At 67.7% G+C, this 23,637-nt stretch carries 22 protein-coding genes; 11 read left to right on the top strand and 11 right to left on the bottom strand.

The genetic code is table 11. The features are described from left to right. On the top strand, nucleotides 1–363 hold the full coding sequence (locus PVZ77_RS10765) for a PilZ domain-containing protein (RefSeq protein ID WP_158893279.1): 363 nt from the start codon (nucleotides 1–3) through the stop codon (nucleotides 361–363). Here PVZ77_RS10765 and PVZ77_RS10760 read toward each other — a convergent pair. Genes PVZ77_RS10760 through PVZ77_RS10750 form a run of 3 tightly spaced genes read right to left on the bottom strand, consistent with a single transcriptional unit; the run spans nucleotide 348 to nucleotide 3,336 of the window. Then, on the bottom strand, nucleotides 348–1,145 hold the full coding sequence (locus PVZ77_RS10760; RefSeq protein WP_273806441.1) for a hypothetical protein: 798 nt from the start codon (nucleotides 1,143–1,145) through the stop codon (nucleotides 348–350). The genes PVZ77_RS10765 and PVZ77_RS10760 overlap by 16 nt on opposite strands. Then, entirely contained in the window at nucleotides 1,142–2,137 is a 996-nt protein-coding gene (locus PVZ77_RS10755) for an AAA family ATPase (protein ID WP_273806440.1), read from the bottom strand. The genes PVZ77_RS10760 and PVZ77_RS10755 overlap by 4 nt, the downstream gene beginning before the upstream one ends. After that, nucleotides 2,134–3,336: a DUF4350 domain-containing protein gene (locus PVZ77_RS10750; RefSeq protein WP_273806439.1), complete on the bottom strand. Its 1,203-nt coding sequence runs from the start codon at nucleotides 3,334–3,336 to the stop codon at nucleotides 2,134–2,136. Before PVZ77_RS10750 ends, PVZ77_RS10755 begins: the two co-directional genes overlap by 4 nt. A gap of 108 nt (nucleotides 3,337–3,444) precedes the next feature. Between PVZ77_RS10750 and sbcB the strand changes: the two genes are divergently transcribed. Next, nucleotides 3,445–4,890: an exodeoxyribonuclease I gene (gene sbcB, locus PVZ77_RS10745; RefSeq protein WP_273806438.1), complete on the top strand. Its 1,446-nt coding sequence runs from the start codon at nucleotides 3,445–3,447 to the stop codon at nucleotides 4,888–4,890. Between the two features lie 243 nt (nucleotides 4,891–5,133). Here sbcB and mvaT read toward each other — a convergent pair whose 3' ends face one another. Next, nucleotides 5,134–5,517 (bottom strand): histone-like nucleoid-structuring protein MvaT, encoded by a 384-nt coding sequence (mvaT, locus tag PVZ77_RS10740; RefSeq protein ID WP_273806437.1) that lies wholly within the window; start codon nucleotides 5,515–5,517, stop codon nucleotides 5,134–5,136. A gap of 300 nt (nucleotides 5,518–5,817) precedes the next feature. On the opposite strand from mvaT, the gene purU reads away from it, so the two are divergent. Further along, the gene (gene purU / locus PVZ77_RS10735; RefSeq protein ID WP_273806436.1) at nucleotides 5,818–6,669 is read left to right on the top strand and encodes a formyltetrahydrofolate deformylase; all 852 of its coding nucleotides are present in this window, start codon (nucleotides 5,818–5,820) and stop codon (nucleotides 6,667–6,669) included. A 13-nt stretch (nucleotides 6,670–6,682) separates the two neighbouring features. After that, nucleotides 6,683–6,892, top strand: coding sequence for a hypothetical protein (locus tag PVZ77_RS10730; RefSeq protein WP_273806435.1), 210 nt, complete (start codon nucleotides 6,683–6,685; stop codon nucleotides 6,890–6,892). On the opposite strand, the gene PVZ77_RS10725 is transcribed toward PVZ77_RS10730, so the two are convergent. Beyond that, nucleotides 6,880–7,101 (bottom strand): hypothetical protein, encoded by a 222-nt coding sequence (locus tag PVZ77_RS10725; protein ID WP_133862529.1) that lies wholly within the window; start codon nucleotides 7,099–7,101, stop codon nucleotides 6,880–6,882. The genes PVZ77_RS10730 and PVZ77_RS10725 overlap by 13 nt on opposite strands. A 109-nt stretch (nucleotides 7,102–7,210) precedes the next feature. Then, nucleotides 7,211–8,068, bottom strand: a complete 858-nt coding sequence (nadC, locus tag PVZ77_RS10720) for a carboxylating nicotinate-nucleotide diphosphorylase (protein WP_273806434.1) — start codon at nucleotides 8,066–8,068, stop codon at nucleotides 7,211–7,213. A gap of 285 nt (nucleotides 8,069–8,353) precedes the next feature. Here nadC and PVZ77_RS10715 point away from each other — a divergent pair, with 285 nt between their 5' ends. Beyond that, nucleotides 8,354–10,540, top strand: coding sequence for a DUF1631 domain-containing protein (locus PVZ77_RS10715; protein WP_273806433.1), 2,187 nt, complete (start codon nucleotides 8,354–8,356; stop codon nucleotides 10,538–10,540). 61 nt (nucleotides 10,541–10,601) lie between these two features. Here PVZ77_RS10715 and PVZ77_RS10710 read toward each other — a convergent pair whose 3' ends face one another. Both PVZ77_RS10710 and PVZ77_RS10705 read right to left on the bottom strand, forming a co-directional pair. Continuing rightward, entirely contained in the window at nucleotides 10,602–11,894 is a 1,293-nt protein-coding gene (locus PVZ77_RS10710; protein WP_273806432.1) for an NAD(P)/FAD-dependent oxidoreductase, read from the bottom strand. Between the two features lie 257 nt (nucleotides 11,895–12,151). After that, entirely contained in the window at nucleotides 12,152–12,631 is a 480-nt protein-coding gene (locus PVZ77_RS10705; protein WP_273806431.1) for an MOSC domain-containing protein, read from the bottom strand. An 83-nt stretch (nucleotides 12,632–12,714) separates the two neighbouring features. Here PVZ77_RS10705 and PVZ77_RS10700 point away from each other — a divergent pair, with 83 nt between their 5' ends. After that, on the top strand, nucleotides 12,715–13,191 hold the full coding sequence (locus PVZ77_RS10700) for an FAD/FMN-containing dehydrogenase (protein WP_273806430.1): 477 nt from the start codon (nucleotides 12,715–12,717) through the stop codon (nucleotides 13,189–13,191). Beyond that, on the top strand, nucleotides 13,191–13,751 hold the full coding sequence (gene ampD / locus PVZ77_RS10695) for a 1,6-anhydro-N-acetylmuramyl-L-alanine amidase AmpD (RefSeq protein WP_273806429.1): 561 nt from the start codon (nucleotides 13,191–13,193) through the stop codon (nucleotides 13,749–13,751). The genes PVZ77_RS10700 and ampD overlap by 1 nt, the downstream gene beginning before the upstream one ends. Here ampD and PVZ77_RS10690 read toward each other — a convergent pair. Next, nucleotides 13,748–14,545 carry a TatD family hydrolase gene (locus tag PVZ77_RS10690; protein WP_273806428.1) on the bottom strand — a complete coding sequence of 266 codons (798 nt, stop codon included), beginning with the start codon at nucleotides 14,543–14,545 and terminating at the stop codon, nucleotides 13,748–13,750. The two genes, ampD and PVZ77_RS10690, sit on opposite strands and share 4 nt — an antisense overlap. Then, on the bottom strand, nucleotides 14,542–15,534 hold the full coding sequence (cra, locus tag PVZ77_RS10685) for a catabolite repressor/activator (RefSeq protein ID WP_273806427.1): 993 nt from the start codon (nucleotides 15,532–15,534) through the stop codon (nucleotides 14,542–14,544). Before cra ends, PVZ77_RS10690 begins: the two co-directional genes overlap by 4 nt. A 281-nt stretch (nucleotides 15,535–15,815) precedes the next feature. Between cra and ptsP the strand changes: the two genes are divergently transcribed. The 4 genes from ptsP (at nucleotide 15,816) to PVZ77_RS10665 (ending at nucleotide 22,846) form a co-directional block, all read left to right on the top strand. After that, nucleotides 15,816–18,698 (top strand): phosphoenolpyruvate--protein phosphotransferase, encoded by a 2,883-nt coding sequence (gene ptsP, locus PVZ77_RS10680; protein ID WP_273806426.1) that lies wholly within the window; start codon nucleotides 15,816–15,818, stop codon nucleotides 18,696–18,698. Then, the gene (gene pfkB, locus PVZ77_RS10675) at nucleotides 18,695–19,663 is read left to right on the top strand and encodes a 1-phosphofructokinase (protein WP_273806425.1); all 969 of its coding nucleotides are present in this window, start codon (nucleotides 18,695–18,697) and stop codon (nucleotides 19,661–19,663) included. The genes ptsP and pfkB overlap by 4 nt, the downstream gene beginning before the upstream one ends. Then, complete coding sequence (locus tag PVZ77_RS10670) at nucleotides 19,660–21,417, top strand: PTS fructose-like transporter subunit IIB (RefSeq protein WP_273806424.1); 1,758 nt, start codon at nucleotides 19,660–19,662, stop codon at nucleotides 21,415–21,417. The genes pfkB and PVZ77_RS10670 overlap by 4 nt, the downstream gene beginning before the upstream one ends. A gap of 73 nt (nucleotides 21,418–21,490) precedes the next feature. Beyond that, on the top strand, nucleotides 21,491–22,846 hold the full coding sequence (locus tag PVZ77_RS10665) for a chloride channel protein (protein ID WP_273806423.1): 1,356 nt from the start codon (nucleotides 21,491–21,493) through the stop codon (nucleotides 22,844–22,846). A gap of 3 nt (nucleotides 22,847–22,849) precedes the next feature. On the opposite strand, the gene PVZ77_RS10660 is transcribed toward PVZ77_RS10665, so the two are convergent. Continuing rightward, nucleotides 22,850–23,596, bottom strand: a complete 747-nt coding sequence (locus PVZ77_RS10660; RefSeq protein ID WP_273806422.1) for an SDR family oxidoreductase — start codon at nucleotides 23,594–23,596, stop codon at nucleotides 22,850–22,852. Between the last annotated feature and the right edge of the window lie 41 nt (nucleotides 23,597–23,637).

The raw sequence follows: 23,637 nt of genomic DNA, 5'->3' as shown, positions 1-23,637 counted from the left end.
ATGACTCAGAATCGTCGTATCGAGCGCCACCAGCTGCCCTACTATCTGAAGGTGTTCAACCGCTTCACCGACAAGCCCATGGGCTACATCGGCAACATCTCCCGCGAGGGGTTGCTGATGATCAGCCAGCTGCCCATGCTGGTGAATGCGCGCTTCGAACTTCGGCTGAAGATTCCCGGGCAGGACGGTCAGCTGCACTTCGTCGACTTCGATGCCCGTTGCCAGTGGAGCCACGAAGACGTGACCCCGGGCAATTACGATTCCGGCTTCAGCGTCGCCGAGCCACCGGCCGAATTCGCCGAGCTGATCGGGGTGCTGCAGCACTATTTCACCTTCGGCCGTCTTTCTCAGTCGGCGGTCTGATCCGGGTCGCCGGCATTCCATAGCTGCAACAGGCGGGTCTGCAGATCCGTCGTCGCGCTGGCAGCCAGCCAGCGGATTTCCCTTCGCTCCAGGCGCGTGGCCAGGCGCTCGCCCTGAATCCTGGCCTGCCAGGCCTCGGCGTAGCGGCAGGCGTCGCGCCAGGTACGGATGTCGTCGGGTTCCGCCATCTCCTCCAGCGCGGTGTCGACCAGCCAGAGCTGCAGGCCGCGCCGGCCCAGATCCAGACGACCGAGCCAGGCCACCCTGTCTTCATCCAGTGGCGCCAGGACCACCAGGACACTGCCGGGTTGCGCCTGGCTGCAAAGCCGCGCCAGCGCCGCCTTGAGATCAGCCGTCGCCACTGGGATCGAGCGCGGGAGGGCCGCAGGCTTCAGGGAGCGAGCGGGCGTGGCCGCCGCCAGCAGGCGCAGCTCGGGATCGAGACCGTAGAGCCGCAGCTCATTGCCACTGGCCGCCAGCGCCTGCCAGAAGCCGAGCACCTGTTCGCGGCTTCCGTGCCCGGCGGTCTTTGCCGGTCCCGTGCTGGCGATCAGCAGTTGCACGGGCGTATTCGCCCGCAGGCGTGCCCTGGCTGGCTGCGCGATGAGCGGCGGATGCGCCCGGGTCTGCCGCCAGTATCGGCGCTCCAGCAGGGCCAGCCCCAGTAGCAGCAGCGCCCCCGCGGCCGGCAGGGCCTGCCAGCGCAGAGGCGCCAGCCAGCCCAGGATCAGGCTGAGCAGGGCCAGGGCGCCCAGCGCCAGGGGCAGCCAGCGCGGGATCATGGACGCGGTGCCGGACACTGTCCCAGCAGCTTGAGGATCTGGCCATCCAGGCTGTCGCCCTCGAATTCGCGCTCTGGCGTCAGCCGCAGGCGTGGACGCAGCACCGCGGGCAGCAGGGTGCGCACATCCTCGGGCGTCACGCTGTCGCCACCCCGCAGAAAGGCCTGTGCCTGGGCCAGACGCAGCAAGGCCTGCCCGGCGCGCGGCCCGGCGCCCTGCTCGAAGGCCGGCCACTCCCGGGTGAGACGGATCAGGCGCACGGCATGCTCGAGGACCGGCTCCGCGACCGGCAGGCCGGCCACCAGTCGCTGCAGGGCTGGCAGATCCCGTGCCTGCAGCAACGGGCGCAGGGTCGCGGCCTCCAGGGGATCGCCGTGACCCTGGTGGAGGGTCTGCCGCAGGGCGGCGAGCTCCTGACCCTCCGCCGGCCACTCCAGTCGCAGGTGCACCAGGAAGCGATCCCGTAGCGCCAGCGGCAGGTCGCTGCCCGGAGTACGGGTAGCGACCACCATGAAGGGCGCCGGCAAGGGCACCGGGCGGCCGCCCAGACTCAGCTGGCGCCCCTGCAGGGCGTCGTCCAGCAGCGTGAGGATCACTGGCGGAGCCCGCTGCAGTTCTTCGAGCAGGACCAGGGCATTGAACAGCGGGCCCCGCCGCAGACGGGCACTGTCGCTGCCGACGTCCGTGACGATTTCGCCGGCCACCTCGGCAGGGGTCAGGCCCGGATGGCAATGCAGCCGGGCGAAGCCGGCGTCCAGGCTGGCTGCCAGGGCACGAACCAGCAGCGTCTTGCCGGAGCCGGTCGGGCCTTCCAACAGCAGGTGACCGCCGGCCAGCAAGGTGGCGAGCAGGCCGTCCACGGCGGCCTCCTGCTGCGGCAGCACCTTGAGCAGCGCCTGGCGCAGGGCCTGCAACCGGGCCAGGGTGCGGGCCTTGACGCCGCTTTCACCGGGGTCCGCCGGGGTGGCGTCAGGAGCAGAGCTGTCGGTCATCGGGAGTCCTCGGAAGCGGGGGCGCGCACGGCCAGGCGCAACAGGCGCAGCTGGACGATGCGGCGGGTGAAGTCGCGGGTGGAGAGGCGTGCCGGGCTGGGCCGCATCGCCTCGCCTACCACGCGGGTACTGAGGTCGCCCAGGCGCGCCAGATATTGCCAGCGCTCGGCCACCGTCTGATCGGCGAGTTCGGGGCGACGGCGGTGCACCTCGCGCTGGATATCGCGCTGCAGGGTGGCGATCAGTTCGGGCCAGCGTCTGGCGTCACGCCGGGGCGCCGGATGGTCCTGGCGGCGTCTCAGCCAGAGACCCGCCGCCAGCGTCAGGAGCAGCAGGGCCAGGCCATAGCGTTGCAAGGCGTCCAGCCACAGGGGGAGCGGCGCCGCCGGGGCGATCAGGGTCACCGGCGCGCCCTGGGTGAGGTACCACAGCAGCCAGGCATTGTCGTACTGGGCGAGGTGGGCGTTGCTCCAGAGTGCGGTGTCCGACAGCAGGGTCACGCTGCCGTCGCCCCAGGGCAGCATCAGCATATGGGTGGCGCTGGCGCTGCTGGCCCAGGCCACCGCCTGATCACCGACATCGAACAGATGGCGGCTGTCGTCGAAGCCGAGGTAGGCGGGGGCGTCGTCCTCGGCGAGATAGAGCTGGGTCAGGTTGGGCCAGAGCGGCAGCGCCATGATGGGTGGGGCGGCACCTCCCAGTTCGCGGGTCGGCATGGGGCGAACGCCCAGGGTCGCGCTGAGCGCCAGAGTGCTGTCATCGGCGACGGCCACCAGATGGCCGCCCGCCTCGACCCAGTCCAGCAGCGTCTGCGCCTGAGTCTCCGCAAGGGGGGGATTGCCGGCCAGCCAGAACCTGACGTCCCCGGCCGGCAGCTCGGCGAGTTGCTCGGGTTGGCCGTGCTGCACCCGACTGCCGAAATGCTGCAGGTAGGCCGCGGCCAGCGCCTGGGGATCGGCGTTGTGCGAGGTGGCGGCGAGCTGGATGGAGGTCTGCCGCGCCGTCCGGCTGTCGAGTCCCTGATGGGTCAGGCGCAGGCTGCCCGGGCCGCTGTCGGACTGCGGCGGCAGGGGACAGGACAGCGGTTCCTGCTGCGCGAGGCAGGCCAGGGACAGGGTCAGCGCCCAGACGGCGGCGCCCAGGCGTACGCCGATACCTCGGCACCTGGAGCGAAGGGAGAGCCGATCGACTGAACGCATGGGCAGGGGGAATACGCGGTAGACAGGCGCAAGAGCCTAGCGGGTGCGGGCGTTCGGGAGCAAGGCGCACGACGATGCTAGACTGCGCCGATTCTAGGGGAGGGCGGTGTGACGCAAAGTATCTTCTGGTACGACTTCGAGACCACGGGCATCGATCCACGGCGGGATCGACCGCTGCAGGTGGCCGGGGTGCGTACCGATCTCGAGCTCAACGAAATCGAGGCGCCGCTCAACCTGCATTGCCAGCTGAGCGAGGATGTCCTGCCCCATCCCGCGGCCTGCCTGGTCACCGGTATCCTGCCGGCCACCCTGCAGCGGCTGGGGCTGCGCGAGCGCGACTTCGTCCAGCGCCTCCACGAGGAGTTGCGGCGTCCCAACACCTGCGCGGTCGGCTACAACAACCTGAGATTCGACGACGAAATGGTACGGCACAGCCTGTACCGCAACTTCCACGATCCCTATGCCCGCGAATGGCAGCAGGGCAACAGTCGCTGGGATATGCTCGGCCTGATCCGGGCGCTCTATGCCTTCCGTCCGGAGAGTCTGAGCTGGCCGCGGGACGCTGAGCGCGTTTCCCTGCGCCTGGACCGTCTGACCGTCGCCAACGGCATCGAACACGCCCAGGCGCATGACGCCCTGGCGGATGTGCGCGCGACCCTGGCCCTGGCGCGTCTGGTCAAGCAGAGGCAACCAAGGCTCTACGACTATCTCTGGACGCAGCGTCAGAGGAAGGCGGCGCTGGCGCGCATTCGTCTGCTCGAACCCCTGTTGCACGTCTCCGGCCGCTTCAGCGCCGAGCGACATTTTCTCGCACCCGTCCTGCCGCTGGCCTGGCATCCGGTCAATCGCAACGCGCTGATCGTCTGCGATCTCGGCCTGGCGCCGGAGCCGCTGCTGGAACTGGATGTCGAGACCCTGCGCGAACGCCTCTATACCCGGCGGGAGGCGCTGACCGAGGGTGACCTGCCGGTGCCGCTCAAGCTGGTACAGATCAACAGATGTCCGATTCTGGCGCCCTTCAGCGTCTTGCGCCCTGCGGACACGGAGCGGCTGCAATTCGATCTGGCCGCCGTCTGGCGCCGCGTCCGTCAGTTGCTCGACCAGCGTGCGGCCTGGCAACCCAAGGTGCAGGCGCTGTATGGCGAGGCATCGGGTTTTGCCACCCAGGAACAGGACGCCGAGGCGAGACTGTACGACGGTTTCATTGCCGCCGAAGAACGGCAACTCTGCGAACAAGTTCATCAGTGTCCGGCAGAGCAACTTGGCAGCCGGCCGTGGCCCTTTCAGGATGAGCGACATCCGGAGCTGTTCTTTCGCTATCGTGCGCGCAACTTTCCCGACCTGCTGACCGCGGAAGAGAGGACTCGCTGGCGAGAATTCTGTCGGCAGCGCCTGCTGGGTGAAGAGGGTCAAGGCCATATAACCTGCACGCAGTTCATTACCCTGGCCGAACAACTGCAGCGTGAGGTGGCCAGCGAGCGGGTACCGATTCTCGCGGCCTGGTCCGCCCATGTTCGGGCGTTGATGCAGCGGTTGGACAATCCTGTTGCCTGAAGTCGCGAACAACAACAGTCGTTGGAGACGTCTGCTAACAGAAAAGGCGTGCATAGCCAAAGATGCCACGGCCAATGACCGCAGCCTCAGCTGAAAGATATGTTGCCTGGACAATATGAAAGGCGCGGCGAACGGTCGCGTCAGCGGAGTATCACGCTGGCAATCGGCGTTTAGGGGTTAGCCGGTTGCGCAACCGTTTGCCGCCTAGGCAAAAAAACGCCGGCTGGCCGGCGTTTTTTCTGATCAATCCAGCAGGGTTACCCAGGACTCTACGTCGTCCGAACCCCACTTGGCTTTCCACTCTTTCAGCGTCTTGTGATTGCCACCCTTGGTTTCAATCACTTCGCCATTGTGCGGATTCTTGTATTGCTTAACTTTACGGGCGCGCTTGGGCGTACTGCCACTGCTGGCCTTGGGAGTACGGCTCTGGCGAGCGGGCTTGGCTTCGGTATCGAGAATGCCGATGATGTCGCGCAGGGATTTCTGATACTCACCCATCAACGCGCGGAGTTTCTTCTCGAACTCCAGCTCGCGCTGCAGTTTGTCGTCCTCTTGCAGCGACTTCAGGCGCTCCTGCAATTCCTTGATGGCTTCTTCGGTCTGACGATATTCGTTGATGAGCGACATAAACGGCCTTTGTTCTGAGTGATGCAGAGATGAAATTCCGCATCGATCATAGATTGGCTATTGGAATAAGTAAACTGCCCGCATGACCGCCCGATAATTAAAGCGGCGTTCGTCGCAACAATGATGTTGGTAAAAGGCGCGCAACTTTCAGCACGGCGGCAGTGGAACTTGTCGGTCCTTACTTGTCCTTTGCAAAGTCTTTACCCTCGTCGTACAGGCGCGCGCCGTGGCGCCTTGCGCCGCTCGACGCTGCAGGCGACTGCGCCTAGAATGCAGCCCCTTTTCGTTCGAGGTTGTGCTATGCAAACGTTTCGTCTGGTGATCGCCTGTCCGGACGGGGTAGGTATCGTGGCCAAGGTCAGCAACTTCCTGGCGACCTATAACGGCTGGATTACCGAAGCGAGTCATCACTCGGATACGGAGAGTGGCTGGTTCTTCATGCGCCATGAGATCCGCGCCGATTCACTGCCCTTCGATCTGGCCGGTTTCAGTCAGGCCTTCGCGCCCATCGCGCGGGAATTCTCCATGCAGTGGCGGATCACCGATTCGGCCCAGCGCAAACGCGTGGTGCTCATGGCCAGTCGCGAGTCCCACTGCCTGGCCGACCTGCTGCACCGCTGGCACAGCGGCGAGCTGGATTGCGAGATCCCCTGCGTCATCTCCAACCACGACACCCTGCGCAGCATGGTCGAGTGGCACGGCATTCCCTTCTTCCACGTGCCGGTCGATCCCGCCAACAAGCAGCCGGCCTTCGACGAGGTATCGCGGCTGATCGATCTGCACCAGGCCGATACCGTGGTCCTGGCGCGCTACATGCAGATCCTGCCGCCGGATCTCTGCGCGCGCTATGCCCACCAGGTGATCAACATCCACCACAGCTTCCTGCCGTCCTTCGTCGGCGCCAAGCCCTATCACCAGGCGTCGCAGCGCGGCGTGAAGCTGATCGGCGCCACCTGCCACTACGTGACCGAAGAGCTGGATGCCGGGCCCATCATCGAGCAGGACGTGGAGCGCGTCAGCCACCGGGACAATGTCGAGGACATGGTGCGGCTGGGCAAGGACGTCGAGAAGATGGTGCTGTCCCGCGGTCTGAGATACCACCTGCAAGAGCGGGTCATGGTCCATGGCAACAAGACCGTCGTCTTCGACTGACAGCGACTCGCCGATGACTGCTCCCGGTACCGCGGAGCAGCCGCCGCGTCTGGGCGAAGGTTGCCTGGCCCGCTACGACCTGCAGGCGATGCCCCTCGAAGGCGGCGCCGACTTCACGGCCGCCGCGGCGCTCTGGCGGCAACTGCAGGCACGGCAAGGCGACGAAGACGTCGTGGCGGACGCTCCGGACAGCGGGGCTGAGGACTCGCCTCAGGTGTCCTGAGTGATGGACTCGTCGCTGGCTTTGGCCTTGAGATCGGCGATCTTGCGCACTTCCGAGGCGAATACCTCGTCCTGCACGGTCGGCCGTTTCTTCCAGGGCTTGCGGTCGGGTTTGGGTTGCGCGGCGTAGGTGACGATTTCGCCACCGTAGACATCCTGATAGCGCTGGGCCTGGCGTTCCAGTTCAGCGCGAAGTTGATCTTTGGTCACGGGTTCGATCTTGTTCGAGTGTCGCGAGAGGCGAGCGGTCGTCAGGACCGCTCGAAGCCGGTGCGCAAGAGGCGCGGCTGCGGAGTCTAGCCGCCGCGAGGCCCTTTGCCTATCCCGCTCGGTTCAGGATGCGCATGGACAGGTCGACGGCCTTGACGTCCTTGGTCAGGGTGCCGATGGAGATGTAGTCGACGCCGGTCTGGGCGATGCCGAGCAGGGTGTCCTGGTTGACGCCGCCCGAGGCCTCCAGCTTGGCGTGGCCGGCGGTCAGGGCCACCGCCGTGCGCATGTCGGCCAGACTCAGCTCGTCCAGCATGACGATGTCCGCGCCGGCGGTCAGGGCCTGTTCCAGCTCCTGCAGATTTTCCACCTCGACTTCCACCGGACGCCCCGGCGCCAGTTGCCGGGCGGTGGCCACGGCCTGGGCGATGCCGCCGCAGGCGGCGATGTGGTTTTCCTTGATCAGGAAGGCGTCGAACAGCCCGATCCGATGGTTGTAGCAGCCGCCGCAGGTGACCGCGTATTTCTGCGCACGGCGCAGGCCGGGCAGGGTCTTGCGGGTATCCAGCAGCCTTACGGCGGTGTCCTGCACCAGGTCGGCATAGTGGCGGCAGCGGGTGGCAGTGCCGGACAGCAGTTGCAGGAAATTCAGCGCGCTGCGCTCGCCGGTCAGCAGGGCGCGCGCGGGACCCGCGAGTTCGAACAGCACCTGATCCGGTGCGACCCGCTCGCCATCGGCCACCTGCCAGCGGACCTCCACCGCGGGATCCAGTACCCGGAACACCTCGTCGACCCAGGCCGTGCCCGCCACCACCGCGGCGTCGCGGGTGATGATCCGCGCCCGGGCATGCTGGTGAACGGGGATCAGGCCGGCCGTGAGATCACCACTGCCGACGTCTTCGCGCAGCGCGGCGGCGACATTGTCGGTGATGACCTGGGCAAGATCGGTGAGGGTGGCGCTGGACATGAAAAGACTCCGAGAGGGGCTGCGGGAGGCGAGCGGGCAACTTTAGGTGAGGTTGACGATCTGAGATAGACAACGTTGAATTATTTGAAGGGCAGGCGCTGACTGACAGGTGCCTTGTGAACCCTGTCATGTACTGTGCAGATGTCGATTGGTCGATGCCTTAGCAAAGCAAATAATGGCACATCGACAACGTTTCACCTCGCGGCCAGGGCGGCCAACGTTGTTCAATGCTCCTGTAGTGGAACGCGATTCAGCCGAACGCAAGAACGGTTGTGGGAGGCGGTGGTGCAGAACGACGTAAACGTAGTTCATTTCAAGGCGCTCGGGGAATCTTCTTCCCGATTGCCCGCAGTGCTTTTACCGGTTAGGGATCGCGCCGCTCAGCGACTCAATGCTTCCTTGCAGCAGCTGTTCGACAACGCCGACGATGCGCTGTTTGAAATGGCCGATCGGGCTGGCAGCAACCAGGAACAAAGTCTCTACTTCGAAGCGATGCGCGACCTGCGCCTCCGACGCAAGAGTATCGAGCGCAGCTTTCTCCAGCAGTACTTCGAGCGCTTCGCGGCGCTGAACAACCTGGTTGGCAGCAAGCCGGAGATGCGCCTGGACAGTGTCTCCTACGAAGACCTCAGTCTGGTGCAGAACGATGCGCTGGAAGAGAGCGTCGCCGTGGACACCATGGTGGCCAAGGCGCTCAGCAACAACGCCATGGCCATCAGCCACCTGACCATCAGGTTCAATACCCAGCTGTCGAGCAAGCTGGACGACTCGACCCATCCGCTGGGGCCGCGCCGCCTGTGCGAGGCCTTCGTCGAAGCCTGTCGCGATCTCGACACCGACATCAAGGTCAAGCTGATCATCTACAAGCTGTTCGAGCGCTTCGTGCTCAACGGGCTGGGTCAGCTGTATGCGGAATCCAATCGTCAGCTGGTCGATGCGGGCGTACTGCCCCAGCTCAAGGCCATTCCCCAGCAGGTGCCGAGCCGCTCGGCCAAGGGCTACAGCGGACGTACCCCGGCCCACGTCAACAGCGAGGACGACGGTCAGGAGCTCTTCGGCACCCTGCAGGGCCTGCTGGCCCAGCTGCGGACGCCGACCAGTGCGGCCCTGGGTGGCGCCATGACCGCGGATGAAGGCGCCGCGACCGGTGATGGCCAGGTCATCACCAGCTATGACCTCATGCGTCTGCTGTCCCACCTGCAGCAGCAGATCTCCAGTCAGTCCCTGGATGGCTACGACCTCAAGGCGCAACTGGGTGTGGCCCTGGGCCGCATCAGCGAGCGCTCGGGTCGAAAGCGCGTGGTGGGGCAGGTCGACGAAGACGTCATCAACCTGGTGGCGATGCTATTCGAATTCATTCTCGACGACCTCACCCTGCCGGATTCGCTCAAGGCGCTGATCGCTCGCCTGCAGATTCCCATGCTGAAGGTTGCGGTCCTCGACAAGACCTTTTTCAGCCGTGGCAGCCACCCGGCCAGGCGCCTGCTCAACGAGATCGCCGCCGCTTCCCTGGGCTGGGGCGAGCAGAGCGATCTGCAGCGTGACGGCCTGTACCAGAAGATCGAGCAGATCGTGCAGCGCCTGCTGTCCGACTTCGTCGACGATCCGGAGATCTTCGCCGAGCTGCTGGCCGACTTCATGGCCTATGTCAGCGACGAGCAGCGGCGCAGCGAACTGCTCGAACAGCGCACCCGTGATGCCGAGGAAGGTCGGGCGCGCGCCGAGATCGCTCGCTTGCAGGTCGAGCACGTTCTCAGTCAGCGCCTGCAGGAACACCAGTTGCCAGCTGCCGTGCAGCGCGTCCTGCGCGAGGCCTGGAGCCAGGTACTGCTGCTGACCTGCCTGAAGCAGGGCTATGATTCCAGCGAATGGCGCGCAGCCCTCAAGACCATGGATGACCTTATCTGGAGCATCCAGCCGCACCACGACGTCGCCTCGCGGCAACGCCTGCTGGAAATGGTGCCCGGTCTGCTCAAGGCACTGCGGGAAGGCCTGGCCAGCGCGGCCTTCGATCCCTTTTCCACCTCCGAATTCTTCACCGAACTCGAATCCCTGCACGTCCAGACCTTTCAGCAGACCCGTCCCGAACTGGCGGATGCGGCGGCGGATAAGGCGGTCGTGGTGCCGGCATCGGCGCCCGCCGACGAGCCCTTCGAGCTGCCGCGCGCGGCCGAGCGGATATCCGGGCTGACCAGCGACTCCCTGGAGTGGGTGGATGTCCTCTCGGTGGGCGCCTGGTTGGAGATCCAGGATGTCGAGCAGAAGCTGCGCTGCAAGCTGGCCGCGGTCATTCGGCCCATGGGCCGCCTGGTGTTCGTCAATCGCACCGGCATGAAGGTGCTGGACCGGACCCGCGAGGAACTGGCGCTGGATTACCAGGAGGGTCGGGTACGGCTGCTGGACGATGCCCTGCTGTTCGACCGGGCCATGACCTCGGTGATCGGCAATCTGCGGGGCCAGTCGTCGTCCTGAGTGTTCTGCGCAGGGCAAAAAGCCGTCCCTGGGGACGGCTTTTTTATGCCCGGGCCAGGGCCTAGTGCAGCTTCAGGCGCGGCTCGGTCTTGCGTCTCAGGTGATCGCCGGCAAACAGCGCCAGGGCACGCAGCGGGCCATAGAGGGCGACCTGGTGCATCCGGTAGAGCGAGACATAGAAGGTCCGCGCCAGCCAGCCTTCCAGGGTCAGACTGCCGAGGGCGCCGCCCATGAGATTGCCGACCGCGCTGAAGCGCGACAGCGAGATCAGCGAGCCGTAGTCCTTGTAGACATAGTCGGGCAGCGGCTTGCCTTCCAGGCGCGCCTTGAAGGTCTTGACCAGCAGGGAGGCCTGCTGGTGGGCGGACTGGGCGCGCGGCGGCACGGTACGGGTGTCGCCGGGCGTCAGCGGGCAGGCCGCGCAGTCGCCGAGGGCGAAGACGTTCGGGTCGCGGGTGGTCTGCAGCGTCGAGTTGACCACCAGCTGGTTGATGCGATTGGTCTCGAGGCCCGCCAGGTCCTTGAGAAAGGCCGGAGCGCGGATACCGGCGGCCCAGACCTTGAGACTGGCCGGAACGAATTCGCCCGCGGTCTGCAGGCCGTCGGCGCGGACTTCCTTGACTGCCGAGCCGGTCAGCACCCGTACGCCAAGTTTCTCCAGGGTGCGGTGCGCCTGGCCGGCGATCCGCTCGGGCAGCGCCGGCAGGATGCGTGGACCGGCCTCGACGAGGGTGATGCGCAGGTCTTCGGGACGGATGCGGTCCATGCCGTAGGCCTGCAACTCTTCGGCGGCGTTGCGCAATTCGGCCGCCAATTCCACGCCGGTGGCACCGGCGCCGACGATGGCCACCTCGATGTATTCACCCGGCTGCTCGCTGACGTGGGCGCGCAGGTAGTGGGTCAGCAGCTTGCGGTGGAAGCGTTCGGCCTGGGCACGGGTGTCGAGGAAGATGCAGTTTTCCGCAGCGCCTGGCGTACCGAAATCGTTGGTGGTACTGCCGATGGCCAGCACCAGGGAGTCGTAGCCGATCTCCCGTTCCGGGACCAGGACGGCGCCGTCGTCTTCGATCGCGGCCAGCTGCACCTTGCGGCGCTCGCGATCCAGGCCGGTCATGCGTCCGAGCTGGAATTCGAAGTGGTTCCACTTGGCCTGGGCGACATAGCTGAGTTCGTCCTCGGTGGAGTTGAGCGAGCCGGCGGCCACCTCGTGCAGTAGCGGCTTCCACAGGTGGGTGGCGTTGGCGTCGATCAGCACGATCTGCGCCTGGTCGCGTTTGCCGAGGCTACGTCCCAGGCGGGTAGCCAGTTCCAGGCCGCCGGCGCCGCCGCCGACGATAACGATGCGATGGGTCATGGAGAGCACTCATAGAGAAGGAAAGCGGGGGCCGGACCGGGCGCGTCGCCGCAAGCGGGCGCAGTCCCGGGTCGGTGGAAATCTGGGGGTCGTCGCAACGCGCGATAGTCGCGCCATCTAGCAGAGAAGATGGGCGAAAAGTCGTGACTTTCAAGGGAGGCGGCTTGCATCTGCTCTGGCACGGACGTCTGCGGCGACGAGAGGTAGCGCTAGTTTAACCGGGCTGACCCGGCCATTCGACCACGGAGAAACTGGGGTCAATCCAGAACCTCCACCCGATCGCCCAGGCGGATGATGCCGCTTTCCAGCACCCGGGTCGTGAGGCCGCCATGGCCGCGCATGGCCTGGAAGGTCCCCGGGCCCAGGCGTTCTTCCAGGCGCGCGCAGGGCTGGCACCAGCCCGTGGTTTCCAGCACCGCCTGGCCGATGCGAAAGCGTCGGTTCTTCAGGCTGAACAGATTGATCCCGGCGATGGCCAGATTGCGGCGCAGATCGGCGGGTGCGACCGTCTTGCCGATCAGCGCGGCCACTACCGGCAGGTGTTCCCACTGGATGAGGGTGACCTGGCGCTGGTTGCGCGGGGTAGGGCGGGCGTGATCGCCGGTCAGGCCCGCGTCGCGCCGGGCTTCCACGGCCTCGATCTCGACCATGGGCGCGCGGGAGGCGGGTCGCACGCCGATCCAGCGCACCTCGCCGGACTGGGGGACCTGGGCGAGCAGTTCTTTGAGCGGGATCATGGGGCTCCTCGACGCGATGGTGGTGCCAATTCGAGCGGTAGGGCAGGATAGCGGGCTCGATAGACCGTTCAAGAGAGAATGCCATGCGCGCTGGAGTTCTGGCGTTGTTGCTGTCGTGTCTGCTGCTGCCCCTGAGCGCCCTGGCACTCGAACCCGGCGAACGGGTGGCGCCCTTCACCCTGCTCGATCAGCGTGACCAGCCCTATACCTTCGACGACCAGCTGCAGGTCCTGCTGGTGGCGCGCAGCATGAGCGGCTCCGGCCTGGTCAAGGAAGCCATGCGCGAGCAACCGGCGAACTATATCGATGGCAGCCGGGTGGCCTACATCGCCGACATCAGCAGCATGCCGGCGGCCATCACCCGGATGTTCGCCGTACCGGCGATGCGCAAGTATGGCTACCGGATCCTGCTCGATCGCGAATCGCGGATCGTGCCGCGCTTTCCGGGCGCGGCCGACCAGGTGCTCTGGGTGACCCTCGACCATGGCCGCTTCGTCAGCCAGCGCGAATTCAGCGACGCCACGACGCTGCGCGACGCGCTCAAGGCCAAGGCCCGCTGATGGATCGGGCGTTCGTCGAGGGCTGGTATCGCGAGGCGCGCCGCTGTCCTTCGCCCAACCACAACGAGCGCCCGGCAGGGACCGAGGTGTCCCTGCTGGTGATCCACAACATCAGCCTGCCGCCCGGGCAATTCGGCACCGGCTGCGTCCAGGCGTTTTTCCAGAATCGCCTGGATCATTCGGCCCATCCCTTCTTCGCGGAGATCGCCGAACTTAGGGTGGCGGCGCACTTTCTCATCGAGCGCGACGGGGCGGTGACCCAGTTCGTCTCCTGCGAGCAGCGCGCCTGGCATGCCGGCATCTCCTTCTTCGACGGGCGCGAGAACTGCAACGATTTCTCCCTGGGCATCGAACTGGAAGGCACCGACGACCTGGCCTACACCGACGCCCAGTATCGTGCCCTGGGGCGGCTGACGCGGGCGCTGCAGCGCGCCTATCCGGCGATCAGCGCCGAGCGCATCCAGGGTCACAGCGACATCGCCCCGGGGCGCAAGACCGATCCGGGGCCGGCGTTCGACTGGCAGCGCCTGGCAGCCGAGTTGCAGCCTGGCGAGGATTAGGCCAGCGCGTCCGCGTCCCAGCCAAACACCGCGCAGGCATTGCGCGTAGTGGTCGCCGCCAGCGTCTCGGCCGAAACCTGCCACAGCGGCGCCAGGGCGGCGCAGATGGCCGGCAGATGGGTGGGGCTGTTGCGCACGTCCGGATGCGTGGCGGGTGGCATGTCGGGAGCATCGGTCTCCAGCACGATGCCCTCCAGCGGCAACTGTGGCAGTACCCGCTGCAGTCTTTTCGCCTGCGGCCAGGTGGGCGCGCCGCCCAGGCCGATCTTGAAGCCCAGGCGCAGGTATTCGCGAGCTTCTTCATAGCTGCCGGAAAAGGCGTGGGCGATGCCGGCTCGGGGGGGCTTGAGACGCTTCAGGATCCTGACCACATCGGCATGGGCGCGGCGCACGTGCAGCAGCACCGGCAAGTCCAGCTCCATGGCCAGGCGCACCTGCTGTTCGAAGAACCAGGCCTGGCGCGTCTTGTCCGGCGTCTCGATGAAATAGTCCAGACCGATCTCGCCCAGCGCGCAGAGGCGGGGATCGCTGCGGCGTTCCAGGCAGAAGGTCCGAAGCGCCTCGATATCGGCTTCCTGATGGCGCTGCAGGTACAGCGGGTGCAGGCCGGGCGCCGCATGGAGGCCGGCGTTGTCCGTGGCGACCCGCCAGAGTTGCGGCCACTGGCTGCGCTCCACGCCGATCAGCACCTGGCGGATCACCCCGAGTCGCGCGCATTCGGCCAGCAGGCCCGGTCGCGCGGCGTCGAAGTCCGGGTAGTCCAGATGGTTGTGGGTATCGATCAGCAGGCTCATGACAGGCGGCGTTTGAGCACCCGCGGGATGGCCTGCACACCGGGCAGGTAGTGGTCGTTTTCCAGGGCGTCCAGCATCAGCTCCAGGGCGCGCTCGGTGATGACCTCGTGCTGCTGGGAGATGGCGTTGACCTTGAACGGCAGGTAGTCGAGCAACTGGGTGTCGCCAAAGGTAGCCAGGCGCAGGGTGTCGCCTGCGGCCAGCGGATGATCGCGCAGCACGTCCAGCACGCCCTGCAGCAGCACATAGGAGGTGGTCAGCAGCGCCTCGGGCCAGTGGCCGAGTTCTTCGATCATGGCCAGCGCCTGGGCGCGACCGCCTTCCCGGCTGTAGTGGGGCGCATGCCGCTCCCAGTGGCGCGCCGGGTGGTCGGCGAGGGCCGCGGCGAAGCCGGCGGCGCGGGCGCGGCTGATGGCCAGGTCGGGACGGGCGCCGATCAGCGCGATGCTGTGGGTGTTCGGTGTCAGCAGCGTGGCCGCCAGTTGCCGGCCCGCGGTGTGGTCGTCGCTGACCACCGAGCAGAATTGCGCCGGATCGAGCTGGCGATCGATGGCGATGATCGGGATGTTGTGTTCCTGCAGCTGGCGGTAGGGCGCGTCGTCCTCGGCCAGGCTGCTGGCGGTGAACAGGCCGTCGCAGCGGCGGGCACGAAACAGCGCGATGAGCTGGCGTTCGCTGTCGGGATTGTCGTCGGTGCAGGCGATCAGCAACTGATAGCCACGCGCCCGTGCCCGGCGTTCCAGCTGCTTGGCCAGGCGCGCGTAGCTGGGATTCTCCAGGTCGGGCAGCAGGAAGCCCAGGGTGTGGGTGGCACCACGGCGCAGGCCGGCGGCGCGCTGGTCGGGCTGGTAGCCGTGGGCTTCGACCACGGCCATGACCCGCGCCACGGTCGCCGCGCTGATGCGTCTTTGCGCCGCCTTGCCGTTGATGACGTAGCTGGCGGTGGTGAGGGATACGCCGGCCAATTGGGCGATGTCGCTGAGTTTCACGCCTGTTCCTCATGGGACCTGAATGGCCTGGCGCTGTACGGCGCTGGCGAGACGGTCTTTATTGTGTGTTGTGCTTCAAGGATCGGCGATTATCGAGTAACGTTCCAGTCCCATTGGGTGAAACGTTTCAGCTTTCTGTTGTCCGAGGGCTGGCACGAATCTGCCAAGGGCCCTGCCACGCCTCTCCCGACGCGATTGCAGGGCTGAGCGAGCCGGCAAGCATCTATTACAAGAAAGGCACGGCGCCAGGATCAGGCGCGCGGCGCCGGAGGTATCCTTCCATGTTCGAACTCAATGCCCAGCATATCCGCATGGCCCAGCAGGCGCCGGACAAGGCGACCGCCCTGGCCATGCTCGCCGAGTCCCTGGTGACCGACGGTCTGGTCGCCCCGGGTTATCTCGAAGGGCTCAAGGCCCGCGAGGCCCAGGGCTCCACCTACCTCGGCCAGGGTATCGCCATTCCCCATGGTACGCCTCAGACCCGCGACCAGGTGTTCGTCACCGGCGTGCGGATGATGCAATTTCCGCAGGGGGTGGACTGGGGTGATGGTCAGCTGACCTACCTGGCCATCGCCATCGCCGCCAAATCCGACGAACACCTGCGCATCCTGCAGCTGCTCACCCGGGCCCTGGGTGAAAGCGACCTGCAGCAGGCCCTGCGCGAGGCGCGCGAACCCCAGCAGATCCTCGACCTGCTGCAAGGCGCGCCCCAGGCGCTGGCGCTGGACGAAGAACTGGTGCAACTGGCCATCGATGCCGAGGACCTGGAAGACCTGGCCTGGCAGGGTGCGCGCATGCTCAAGCACATGGAATGCGTGGGGGCCGGTTTCGCCGGTGCCCTGCAGGCCAGCCAGCCGCTGCCCCTGGGCGACGGCCTCTGGTGGCTGAACAGCGAGACCGCGGTGAAACGCCCCGGCCTGGCCTTCGTCACCCCGCTGCAGACCCTGCAGGTGCAGGACCAGCCGGTGCGCGGCCTGTTCTGCCTGGCCAGCCTGGGCGAAGGCCATCGTGCCCTGCTCGAACGTCTCTGCGATCTGCTCGTCGCCGGCCGTGGCCAGGAGCTGGCCCAGGCCACCTCCCGCCGCGCCGTGCTCGAAGCCCTGGGCGGCGAAGTCGCCCCCGACTGGCCCAGTGCCCAGGTGGTGCTGGCCAATGCCCATGGCTTGCATGCCCGTCCGGCCAAGGAGCTGGCGCGGCTGGCCAAGGCCTATGACGGCGAGATCCGCGTGCGCGTCGACAACGGCGCCCCGGTCTCGGCCAAGAGCCTGTCGCGGCTGCTGGCGCTGGGTGCCCGTCGCGGCCAGACCCTGGAATTCCTCGTCGAGCCCGGCACCCCGGCCGCAGCTGCGTTGAACGATCTGGTCGGCGCCGTACGGGCCGGTCTCGGTGAAGAAGTGGAACCGGTCACCGCCAGCACCCCGGCCCCGGCCGGGGCTGCCCGGGTCACCGCCATCAGCCTGGTGGACCCTTCCGAACAACTGCCGCTGGCCCCGGGCGATCGCGCCCAGGCCGTGGCCGCCGCCCCCGGCCTGGCCGTGGGCCCGGCCCATGTGGTGGCACCCCAGCACTTCGACTACCCCGCCACCGGCGAAGGCGCCGCCGCCGAACGTCAGCGGCTGGACGCGGCCCTGGCCGCGGTACGCGCCGACATCGAGGCACTCATCGCCCGCAGCGAGGCCAGCGCCCTGCGCGAGATCTTCCTGACCCACCTGGAGATGCTGGAAGACCCGGATCTGCAGCAGGGCATCGCCGCCCGCCTCAAGGCCAACGCCAGCGCCGCCGCCGCCTGGGATGCCCAGATCGAGGAAGCGGCCAGCCAGCAGGAAGCCCTGCACGACAAACTGCTCGCCGAACGCGCCGCCGACCTGCGCGACGTCGGTCGCCGGGTACTGGCCCAGCTGTGCGGCGTCGAATCGGCACGCGAACCCGAAGAGCCCTATGTGCTGGTGATGGACGAGGTCGGCCCGGGCGATGTGGCCCGGCTGGATCGCGAGCGCGTCTGCGGCATTCTCACCGCCCGCGGCGGTGCCAGCTCCCACAGCGCCATCGTCGCCCGCGCCCTGGGCATTCCGGCCATCGTCGGCGCTGGTCGCCGCGTGCTGGACCTGGCGCCGCGCAGCGTGCTGCTGCTGGATGGCGACAAGGGCACCCTGGAAATCGCCCCGGATGCCAGTCGTATCGAGGCCGTGCAGCGTGAGCGCGAGGTCCAGGCCGAGCGCCGCCGCGCCGCCGAAGCGCGCCGTTTCGAAAGCGCCTCCACCCGTGACGGCCACCACGTCGAGATCGCCGTGAACCTGGGCGACACCGCCCAGGCCGCCGCCGCGGTGGAGCAGGGTGCCGAAGCCGTCGGCCTGCTGCGGACCGAACTGGTGTTCATGAGCCATGACAGCGCACCCGACGAAGCCGCCCAGGAAACGGAATACCGCCGCGCCCTCGATGGCCTGGCCGGCAAGCCGCTGGTGGTGCGCACCCTGGACGTCGGTGGCGACAAGCCGCTGCCCTATCTGCCGCTGCCGCCGGAAGAGAACCCCTTCCTGGGCATCCGTGGCATCCGCCTGACCCTGCGCCGCCCGGAACTGCTGGAGACCCAGCTGCGTGCCCTGCTCAAGGCCGCCGATGGCCGCCCGCTGCGGATCATGTTCCCCATGATCGGGCGGGTCGAGGAGTGGCGCCAGGCGCGTGACATCCTCGACCGCCTGCGCCAGGAGATCCCCACGACCGACCTGCAGGTCGGCATCATGATCGAGGTGCCCTCGGCCGCGCTGCTGGCGCCGGTGCTGGCTCCGGAAGTGGACTTCTTCAGCGTCGGCACCAATGACCTGACGCAATACACCCTGGCCATCGATCGCGGCCATCCGCTGCTGTCCGGTGAGGCCGATGGCCTGCATCCCAGCGTGCTGCGCCTGATCGACATGACGGTGCGCGCCGCCCATGCCCACGGCAAGTGGGTGGGCGTCTGCGGCGAGCTGGCGGCCGATCCCCTGGCGGTGCCGGTGCTGGTCGGCCTGGGGGTGGACGAGCTGTCGGTCTCGGCGCGCAGCGTGCCGCTGGTCAAGGCCCGGGTCCGCGAACTGGAGCTGCGCCTGGTGCAGTCCTGCGCGGCGCGCGCCCTGGAGCTGGCCACTGCCGCGGAAGTGCGGCAGAGCGTGGAGGCCCTGCAATGAGCCGCATCCTCACCCTGACCCTCAATCCGGCGCTGGACCTCACCGTCCAGCTGCCGGAGCTCAAGCCTGGCGCGGTGAATCGCAGCGAGGCGGTGATCGTCCATGCCGCCGGCAAGGGCATCAACGTCGCCCAGGTGCTGGCCGATCTCGGCCATGAACTGACGGTGAGCGGTTTTCTCGGTGCCGACAACGCCGCCGCCTTCGAGGCGCTGTTCGTCCGCCGCGGTTTCACCGATGCCTTCGTCCGGGTCACGGGCGAGACCCGCAGCAATCTAAAGCTGGCCGAGGCCGCTGGGCGCATCACCGACATCAACGGGCCTGGCCCGGAGGTGTCCGCTGCCGCCCAGCAGGAATTGCTGGAGACCCTGGATCGCCTGGCCCCTGGCCACGACGCCGTGGTGGTCGCCGGCAGCCTGCCGCGTGGGGTGACGCCCGAGTGGCTGGCCGCCCTGGTCGGCCGCCTAAAGTCGCTGGGCCTGCCGGTGGCGCTGGACACCAGTGGCGCCGCCCTGCGCGCCGCCCTGGCCGCCGGCCCCTGGCTGATCAAGCCCAATACCGAAGAACTGGCCGAGGCCTGCGGTGCACCCGCCGAGACCGCCACCGAGCAGGCGCTGCTGGTCGAGCAACTGCGCGCCCTCGGCATTGAGCACCTGGTGATCTCCCAGGGCGCCGACGGCGTGCGCTGGTACGGTCAGCAGACCCTGGAGGCGCAGCCGCCCAAGGTCACCGTGGCCAGTACCGTCGGGGCGGGGGATTCCCTGCTGGCCGGCATGCTGCACGGCCTGCTCACCGGTCAGACGCCGGAACGCACCCTGACCACGGCCACGGCCATCGCCGCCCTGGCGGTCACCCAGATCGGCTTCGGCATCAAAGATCCCGCGGAACTCGCCACCCTCGAAGACCAGGTGCGAGTCCGCGTCCTTCCCGACTTTCCGCTAGAACAAGAATCAGGGGTAAACCCATGAACATCGCCATCGTCACGACCTGCCCGACCGGCATGGTCACCAGCGTGCTCAGTGCGCGCCTGCTGGACGCCGCCGCCCAGCGTCGCGGCTGGACCACCAGCGTCGAGATCCACGACGGCCCCGAGGCCACCCTGCTGACCGACGACCAGGTGGCGCGCGCCGAACTGGTGGTGGTGGTCCACACCGGGGCGGTCGACCTGTCCCGCTTCGTCGGCAAGCGCGTCTACCGCGCCGCCCCGGCCGAAGCCCTGCGTGATGTCGATGCCTTCCTGCAGCGCGCCGCCAGCGAAGCCAAGGTCCTGGAACAGGCCCCGGCCACCACCGGCGCTGCGCCGAGCGCGCCCGCCAGTGCCAGCGAGACGCCACGCCTGGTCGCCATCACCGCCTGCCCCACCGGCGTCGCCCACACCTTCATGGCCGCCGAGGCGCTGCAGAACGCGGCCAAGAAACTCGGCTATCGCCTGCACCTGGAAACCCAGGGTTCGGTAGGGGCGCGCAATCCGCTGCCGGCCGAGGCCATTCGCGATGCCGACGTGGTGCTGCTGGCCACCGACATCGAGGTCAATGTCGAGCGCTTCGCCGGCAAGCGCGTCTATCGCTGCGGCACCGGGGTCGCGCTCAAGCAACCCGAGGCGACCCTCAAGAAGGCCCTGGCCGAGGGCGAGACCCTGGCCGGCAGCGCCGCACCCGCCGCGGGCGAGGGCGCCAAACCCGCCAAGAAGGAAGGTGCAGGCGTCTACAAGCACCTGCTCACCGGGGTGTCCTACATGCTGCCGATGGTGGTGGCGGGCGGTCTGCTGATCGCCCTGTCCTTCGTCTTCGGCATCGAGGCCTTCAAGGAGCAGGGCACCCTGGCCGCGGCGCTGATGCAGATCGGCGGTGAATCGGCCTTCAAGCTGATGGTCCCGGTGCTGGCCGGCTACATCGCCTATTCCATCGCCGACCGTCCGGGCCTGGCGCCCGGCATGATCGGCGGCTGGCTGGCGGCCAGCCTGGGCAGCGGCTTCATCGGCGGCATCATCGCCGGTTTCCTGGCCGGCTACGTGGCCAAGGCCATCGCCCAGCACGTCAAGCTGCCGGCCAGCGTCGAGGCGCTCAAGCCGATCCTGATCATCCCGCTGTTCGCCAGCCTCATCGTCGGCCTGGTGATGATCTACCTGGTCGGCACCCCGGTGGCCGGCGCCCTGAGTCGGCTCACCGACTTCCTCAACAACCTCGGCACCAGCAATGCCGTGCTGCTCGGCCTGATCCTCGGCGCCATGATGTGCATCGACTTCGGCGGCCCGATCAACAAGGCGGCCTATGCCTTCACCGTCGGCCTGCTGGCGTCCAAGACCTACGGGCCGATGGCCGCCACCATGGCGGCCGGCATGGTGCCGCCCATCGGCATGGGCATCGCCACGCTGCTGGCCCGTCACAAGTTCGCCCAGAGCGAGCGCGAGGCCGGCAAGGCGGCCTCGGTGCTGGGGCTGTGCTTCATCTCCGAGGGAGCGATTCCCTTCGCCGCCAAGGATCCGCTGCGGGTGATCCCGGCCAGCGTCATCGGCGGTGCCCTGACCGGCGCCCTGGTGATGCTGTTCAACTGCAAGTTGATGGCGCCCCACGGCGGTCTCTTCGTGCTGCTGATCCCCAACGCCATCAGCCATGCCTGGCTATACCTGGCGGCCATCGCCGCCGGCAGTCTGGTGACCGGGGTCATCTACGCGGTGCTCAAGCGCAACGAAGCCGCCACCGAACTGGTCCCCGCTGCCTGATCAAGGCCCTGGGAACAGCGCTGTAACAAGAGGTTACACTGGGAGGCCCCTGCCTCCTGGTGTCCTCGTCTCCATGTCCGATCCCGTCTTTCCCGATACCGATCCCGAAGTCGCCGCCCGGCGTCGGCTGCATCTGCTGCGCCATCGCCGACGTCGCCGGTTGCGCCAGTGGCGCCAGCGCATCGCCTTCTGGGTCGGCGCGGTGCTGGTGGGCCTGGCCGGTCTGGCCTTCGCCTGGCTGGCCGACGCCTCCTTCGGTCTCTTTCAGCAGCTGCTGCAGCACAGCGCGATCTGGCCCTGGCTGGTCACGCCGCTCGGCTTCGCCGGGCTGGTCTGGCTGACGCAAGGTGTGTTGCGCGACGCCCGCGGCAGCGGCATTCCCCAGGTCATTGTCACCCTCGAACGACCCGACGCGGACCTGCGGGCCCGCCTGCTGGCGCCGCCCATCGCCCTGGCCAAGCTGCTGCTCACCGCCGGTGCCTTGCTGGTGGGCGGCTCGGTGGGTCGGGAAGGGCCTACCGTGCATGTCGGTGCGGCCCTGCTTTACGGCTTCGGCAAGCGCCTCGGCCTGCACGGTCGCCGCACCCTGTCCGGACTCATCCTGGCCGGAGGCGCCGCCGGGATCGCCGCTGCCTTCAACACGCCCCTGGGCGGGGTGGTCTTCGCCATCGAGGAACTGACTCACACCTTCGAGCAGCGCTTCAGCGGCCTGGTGCTGACCGCCGTGCTGCTCGGCGGCATCGTCACCCTGGGCATCGTCGGCCCCTACAGCTATCTCGGCGCCCTCGATCTGCACCTGACCTGGGGGCTGGGCTGGATCGGCGTGGCGGTGATCGGCGTCATCGGCGGACTGCTGGGCGGTTGCTACGGCCGCCTGGTGCTGCCCACCGACCGGGGCTGGCTGGGTCGCCTGAACGCCCTGCGCGGGCGGCGTCCGGTAGCTTTCGCCGCCGGTTGTGGACTGGTGCTGGCGGCGCTGGGGTTGCTGTCTGGCCAGCACGTGTTCGGCACCGGCTATGCCGAGACCCATGCCATCCTGGCCGGCGAGCCGGTGACCGGGGGCGATTTCCTGCTGTGGAAATTCCTCGCCAACGTCGTTTCCTACCTGGCCGGGGTGCCGGGTGGCCTGTTCTCGCCCTCGCTGGCGGTGGGGGCGGCCCTGGGCCCCTGGCTGGTCGACTGGCTGCCGGGCATCAGTCTAGCCCAGTGCGCCCTGCTGGGGCTGGCCGCCTACCTCGCCGGCGTCACCCGTACCCCGCTGACCGCCACCGTCATCACCCTGGAGCTGGCCCACAGCCCGGACATGGCGCTGCCGGTGCTGGCGGCCTGTCTGCTGGCCGCCGCCGTCTCCGGCTGGCTGATGCCGGTGCCCCTCTACCATGCGCTGTCGCAGCAGGTACTCAACGCCCTCACGCCCCGCCGTGACTAGGCCCTAGCGCCCGCCACCGATGTCCAGCAGCGCGCCGGTGGTGTAGGAGGCTTCGTCCGACAGCAGCCAGAGGATGCCGGCAGCGATCTCCTCGGCCTCGCCCGCACGCCCCAGCGGGGTGCTCACCCCCAGGCGCTCGGCACGCCCCGGCTGGCCGCCGCTGGCGTGGATGTCGGTGAAGGTCACGCCCGGCCGCACCGCATTGACCCGCACCCCATGCGGGCCCAGCTCCTTGGCCAGGCCCAGGGTCAGGGTGTCCAGCGCCGCCTTGCTGGCGGCGTAGTCCACGTATTCGTTGGGCGAGCCCAGGCGGGCGGCGATGGAAGAGACATTGACGATGGCGCCACCGCGGCCGCCGCGTTCGCGGGACAGGTGGCGGGCCGCTTCGCGTGCGCAGAGAAAGGCGCCATAGACGTTGACCTCGAACATCCGTCGCAGGCGCTCGGCGCTCATGTCCACCAACGGCTGGGATTGGTCGACGATCCCGGCATTGTTGACGAAGCCGTCCAGCCCGCCGAAGCGCGCCACCGTGCGCTCGAACAGCGCCAGTACCTGGGCCTCGTCGGCCACGTCGCCGCGCAGCGCCAGGCCTTCCGCGCCCAAGCCCTCGATCTCGGCCAGGGTGGCCCGGGCCGCGGCCTCGTCCTGGCGATAGTTGAAGGCGACGTTCCAGCCGCGGCGGGCGGCGCCGAGGGCTGTGGCGCGGCCGATGCCACGGCTCGCGCCGGTGATGAGCAGGGTCTTGCGCATGATGAAAACCTCGGGCTAGAGAGAGGGGAGGGGGACGGCTA

The organism is Pseudomonas sp. SHLD1, assembly GCF_028640935.1.
Lineage (GTDB): Bacteria > Pseudomonadota > Gammaproteobacteria > Pseudomonadales > Pseudomonadaceae > Chryseomonas > Chryseomonas aestiva.
The sequence above is the reverse complement of the archived record's forward strand: the minus strand, read 5'-3'. Positions and strand labels throughout refer to the sequence as shown.

Excerpts from the sequence above, each read along its gene's own strand:
- PVZ77_RS10665 (WP_273806423.1), top strand. The coding sequence starts at position 21,491 with ATGTCCGATCCCGTCTTTCCCGATACCGATCCCGAAGTCGCCGCCCGG.
- PVZ77_RS10705 (WP_273806431.1), bottom strand. The coding sequence starts at position 12,631 with ATGATCCCGCTCAAAGAACTGCTCGCCCAGGTCCCCCAGTCCGGCGAG.
- PVZ77_RS10755 (WP_273806440.1), bottom strand. The coding sequence starts at position 2,137 with ATGACCGACAGCTCTGCTCCTGACGCCACCCCGGCGGACCCCGGTGAA.
- nadC (WP_273806434.1), bottom strand. The coding sequence starts at position 8,068 with ATGTCCAGCGCCACCCTCACCGATCTTGCCCAGGTCATCACCGACAAT.
- PVZ77_RS10690 (WP_273806428.1), bottom strand. The coding sequence starts at position 14,545 with ATGAGCCTGCTGATCGATACCCACAACCATCTGGACTACCCGGACTTC.
- ampD (WP_273806429.1), top strand. The coding sequence starts at position 13,191 with ATGGATCGGGCGTTCGTCGAGGGCTGGTATCGCGAGGCGCGCCGCTGT.
- PVZ77_RS10765 (WP_158893279.1), top strand. The coding sequence starts at position 1 with ATGACTCAGAATCGTCGTATCGAGCGCCACCAGCTGCCCTACTATCTG.
- PVZ77_RS10710 (WP_273806432.1), bottom strand. The coding sequence starts at position 11,894 with ATGACCCATCGCATCGTTATCGTCGGCGGCGGCGCCGGCGGCCTGGAA.
- PVZ77_RS10670 (WP_273806424.1), top strand. The coding sequence starts at position 19,660 with ATGAACATCGCCATCGTCACGACCTGCCCGACCGGCATGGTCACCAGC.
- PVZ77_RS10760 (WP_273806441.1), bottom strand. The coding sequence starts at position 1,145 with ATGATCCCGCGCTGGCTGCCCCTGGCGCTGGGCGCCCTGGCCCTGCTC.
- ptsP (WP_273806426.1), top strand. The coding sequence starts at position 15,816 with ATGTTCGAACTCAATGCCCAGCATATCCGCATGGCCCAGCAGGCGCCG.
- PVZ77_RS10750 (WP_273806439.1), bottom strand. The coding sequence starts at position 3,336 with ATGCGTTCAGTCGATCGGCTCTCCCTTCGCTCCAGGTGCCGAGGTATC.
- purU (WP_273806436.1), top strand. The coding sequence starts at position 5,818 with ATGCAAACGTTTCGTCTGGTGATCGCCTGTCCGGACGGGGTAGGTATC.
- PVZ77_RS10660 (WP_273806422.1), bottom strand. The coding sequence starts at position 23,596 with ATGCGCAAGACCCTGCTCATCACCGGCGCGAGCCGTGGCATCGGCCGC.
- PVZ77_RS10700 (WP_273806430.1), top strand. The coding sequence starts at position 12,715 with ATGCGCGCTGGAGTTCTGGCGTTGTTGCTGTCGTGTCTGCTGCTGCCC.
- PVZ77_RS10730 (WP_273806435.1), top strand. The coding sequence starts at position 6,683 with ATGACTGCTCCCGGTACCGCGGAGCAGCCGCCGCGTCTGGGCGAAGGT.
- pfkB (WP_273806425.1), top strand. The coding sequence starts at position 18,695 with ATGAGCCGCATCCTCACCCTGACCCTCAATCCGGCGCTGGACCTCACC.
- mvaT (WP_273806437.1), bottom strand. The coding sequence starts at position 5,517 with ATGTCGCTCATCAACGAATATCGTCAGACCGAAGAAGCCATCAAGGAA.